At 71.7% G+C, this 3,972-nt stretch carries 3 protein-coding genes; 1 reads left to right on the top strand and 2 read right to left on the bottom strand.

Going from position 1 to position 3,972, the window contains the following annotated elements; translation table 11 throughout:
* The first annotated feature begins 294 nt into the window (after positions 1-294).
* Positions 295-2,931 (top strand): carbohydrate-binding protein, encoded by a 2,637-nt coding sequence (locus tag CCN39_RS47435; protein WP_086853702.1) that lies wholly within the window; start codon positions 295-297, stop codon positions 2,929-2,931.
* Between the two features lie 11 nt (positions 2,932-2,942).
* Here the strand turns inward: CCN39_RS47435 and CCN39_RS50505 are convergent, their stop codons facing one another.
* Together CCN39_RS50505 and CCN39_RS47430 are read right to left on the bottom strand one after the other, a co-directional pair.
* Positions 2,943-3,101: a hypothetical protein gene (locus CCN39_RS50505; protein ID WP_158104620.1), complete on the bottom strand. Its 159-nt coding sequence runs from the start codon at positions 3,099-3,101 to the stop codon at positions 2,943-2,945.
* A 103-nt stretch (positions 3,102-3,204) separates the two neighbouring features.
* Positions 3,205-3,972: GDSL-type esterase/lipase family protein (locus CCN39_RS47430; RefSeq protein ID WP_244211343.1), on the bottom strand; the 768-nt coding region annotated here is incomplete at its 5' end.

Below are 3,972 nucleotides of genomic sequence, written 5' to 3'. Positions count from 1 at the left end.
GCGTGATTGAACCCGTAACTCGCGTGATTGAAGCCCGAAGTCGCGTGATTGAAGCCGGAACTGGCGAGTTCCGGCTCCAGTCACGCGAGTTCCGGCTCTGATCACGCGAGTTCCGGCTCCAGTCACGCCAGTTCCGGCTCTGATCACGCGAGATGCGAGTTCCGACCCGGCCGCCTCGAGGCTGGTCGAACCGGTTCGCCGGTCGATTCGTTGCCTTTGCGGTATCTCCTGTCGTAGGGTGCAGTTCGCGATCGAACCGGTTCGACATCCACCTCAGACCCGACCGGAGTCCCCATGGTTCAACGGCGAACTGTCCTGCCCGCCACCCTCGCCACCCTCCTCACCGCCGCCCTGCTCAGCGCCCCGCAAGCCACCGCGGCCTCCGCGGCCACCAGCACCCTCACCGTCGACCTGGCCGCCACCACCGGCGCCTTCCACGGCGGCGCCGCCGGGTCCCTCTACGGCGTCTACGGCGACGGCGTCCCCAGCGACACCGCGCTGGCCGGCTTCCACCCGAAGACCCTCGCCACCAAAGCCCAGGACGGCCCGCAGCACCCCGGCGCCGACGCCCTCGAAGTCGCGAACCCGTTCGTCGCCGCCGGCGGGCGGGATGTCTACGTCTACATGACCGACATCTACCGCGGCTTCCCGTACCAGCGCGCCCCGGGGCAGGCCGGCGTCGACGACTACCGCGCCAAGCTCACCGCCCAGGTGAACCAGGCTTCCGGGCGAAGCGACCACATCGTCTACGTCCCCTTCAACGAACCCGAAGGCAACTGGTACGGCACCGGCCAGTACAGCTACAACAACGTCAGCTGGCTGACCGATCCCCAGTACTTCTTCGCCGAGTACAAACAGGCCCACGACCTCATCAAGCGGCTCGACCCGCGGGCACGCATCGCCGGCCCGAACACGAGCGTCCTCTACGACCAGGTCAAGGGTTTCCTCCAGTACTGCAAGGCGAACGACTGCCTGCCGGACGTGATCACCTGGCACGAGCTGTCCTCGCCCGCGTCCGTCCGGTCCAATGTGGACCGCTACCGCGGCTGGGAGCGCGAGCTGGGCATCGGGCCGCTGCCGATCAACCTCGACGAATACGCCTACCGCTACCACCTCTCCGTGCCCGGCCAGATGATCCAGTGGATGTCGGCCATCGAGGACTCGAAGGTCGACGCCGACCTCGCGTACTGGAACATCGACGGCAACCTCGACGACAGCGTCGCCGAAGCGAACAAGGGCAACGGCCAGTGGTGGCTGTTCAACGCCTACGGCCGGCTGACCGGGAACACCGTGCGCGTCACCCCGCCGTCACCCGGGCAGCAGTACACGCTGCAGGGCATCGCCACCCTCGACCGCGCCAAGCGGCAGTCGCGCACGCTCTTCGGCGGCTCGAACGGCGCCGCGGACGTCCGGTTCACGCACGTCGACCGGAAGCTCTTCGGCAGCCGCGTGCACGTGACCGTGCAGGAGATCCCGTGGACCGGGCAGCTCGGCGACTCGCCCGCGCCGCAGCGGAAGCTCGACACCGAACTGGCCGTCGCCCCCGACGGCAGTCTCACCCTGCCGTTCACCGATCTCCGGGAAATGTCGGCGTACCAGGTGATCCTCAGTCCCGGCGGCAGCGGCACCACCGACGGGTCACCGGTTCCGTGGCGCCACACCTACGAAGCCGAGGACGCCGCGCACACCGGCACCGGCTGGAGCCGCAACGGTCCCGAAGGCAACCCCGGCAACGTCGGCAAGTTCGCCACGTCCGGTGACTACAACGTCGGCGGCCTGCGGACCGGGTCCGACGTCAAGCTCTCCTTCGACGTCGAGGTGCCCCAGGACGGCCGCTACGACCTCAGCGTCTTCTCCAACACCTACAACAAGTACCCGAGCGTCGTCGCCCAGGGCCCGACGAACGTCTTCCTGCGGGTCGACGGCAAGGATCCGCGGCAGCTGATCCTGCCCGTCTCCTACGAGTGGGTGGTCTGGGACCACACGGACACCCGCGTGCCGCTCACCGCCGGACGGCACACGATCACCCTGGCCGCGGCCGACCCCGACCTCGGGACCACCCGCGGCGACGCGATCATCGACAAGATCGACCTCACCCGGGTCGACCCCGCCACCGACGGCCGGGCGACCTACGAAGCGGAATACGCCGACCTCGCCGGTGCCCCGGTCCGGTACGACGTCCGCGGCTCGTCCGGCCCCGGCGCGGTGGCGGTGCGCCGGGGCGCGTCGGCGACCTTCTGGGTCCACGCCGATCACGACGGCTACGCGTCGGTCAGCTTCGACCGGACCGGTCGCGGCACCGCCCGCGTCGACGTCAACGGGCAGCCCGGGTTCACGCTCGGCACCCGGGACGCCGCGTCGCTGTTCCTCTCCGCGGGCCTCAACCGGCTCGTCGTCACCGGCGTGACCGGCGACTTCCTGCTCGACCGGGTCCGCACCGCGCCGTCGCCGGTCCCCGCCCCGGCGCGGATCGAGGCCGAACGCGGCGTGCTCACCGGCGCGGCCGAGCGGAGCGGCGACCGGTCGTTCGCGTCGGGCCAGGTCGTCACCGCGGTGGGCGACGGGCCGGGTAACGCGCTGACCCTGCGGGTGACGGCGAAGCAGGCGGGCCGGCACGTGCTCGTCGTCCGCTACTCGAACGCGGAAGAGTCGATCCCCACCCACTACAACCCCGACCCGGTCGCGCGGCACGCCGACATCGCCGTCAACGGCGAATTCGCGCGGCGGGTGCTGTTCCCGACCACGTTCCACTTCAACCAGTTCCGCGACCTCGCCGTGCCGGTCGACCTGCGCGCCGGCGCCAACACGGTCACCTTCACCGCCCAGGAACTGCCCGACTGGGACGGGAAGACGTTCAACCAGTTCGGCCAGCGCTCGAAGTACGCCCCGGACATCGACTACGTCACGGTCGCGCCCCTCGTGGCCGGCTGAGCGCGCGTCCGCTACGCGGTGCCCGGCGCCGCGGAACGCCGGCCGGACGGGGACTTCGGACCCTGCCGGCCGGCCCCGTCGCGGGCCGGCGCCGGGGTGGGCCGCGGTTCCCCGGCCCGGGCGCGGCGGGCGCCGAGGACGGTGACGATCAGGTGGTCGATGGGCGACATCGAGGCCTCCCCGCGAAGCCGGGTGGACCCCCTCCGGGATTCGGGGTGCCCGCGGCACGGGAGCCCGAAACCCGGAGAGGCCGGCCACCGGCGTCCCGGTTTTTCAGCGGGCGAACACCTTCAGGTCGATCGAATCGCCGAGGAGACGGTCGCCGGCCGCGTTGGGGTGGTAGCAGTCGGTGCGCCAGTCCGCGCGGATCACCGTCGGGTCCGCCGGGTCGCGCAGCACGGCGTCGAAGTCGAGCACCGCGTCGAACACCCCCGAAGTGCGGATCCACGCGTTGACCGCGAGCCGGGCCTGTTCCTTCGGGCTGCCGGCCGCGTTGCACATCGGCAGGACCGTCGCGCCGACGATCCGGCGGCCGACCGCGTGCACCCGCCCGGCGATGGTGCGCATGGCGTCGATGACCTGCTCGGCCGGGGCCGGTGGGGCGTTGTCGCCGCCGCCGAGGTCGTTCGTCCCCTCCAGGAGCAGGACGTACCGGACCCCCGGCAGGGACAGCACGTCCCGGTCGAGCCGGACCGGTGCGGGCGGGCCGCAGCACTGGCCGGTGGGGTCGTACGGGTTGGGCTGCACGCTGACGGTGTTGCCGCTGATCCCGGCGTTGGCCACCGACAGCCGCCGCGACGGCGGCAGCGTCCCGATGCGCTCGGCGAGCACGTCGGTCCAGCGCGGACCGCCGCCGAACGCGTTGTAGCCGTCGGTGATCGAGTCGCCGAGGGCGACGATCGTGCCGCGGGCGGGCGACGCGGCGCTGATCGCGTCGGCCCACCACAGGACGCCGGGCGCGAAGGGCCCGAACGCGCCGCCCGACTCGTCCGCGCCCGTGTCGCCGGGCCCGGCCGAGGTGAACGACCCCGGCGTCGCCGT

Source organism: Amycolatopsis kentuckyensis (assembly GCF_002155975.1).
Taxonomy (GTDB): domain Bacteria; phylum Actinomycetota; class Actinomycetes; order Mycobacteriales; family Pseudonocardiaceae; genus Amycolatopsis; species Amycolatopsis kentuckyensis.
The sequence above is the reverse complement of the archived record's forward strand: the minus strand, read 5'-3'. Positions and strand labels throughout refer to the sequence as shown.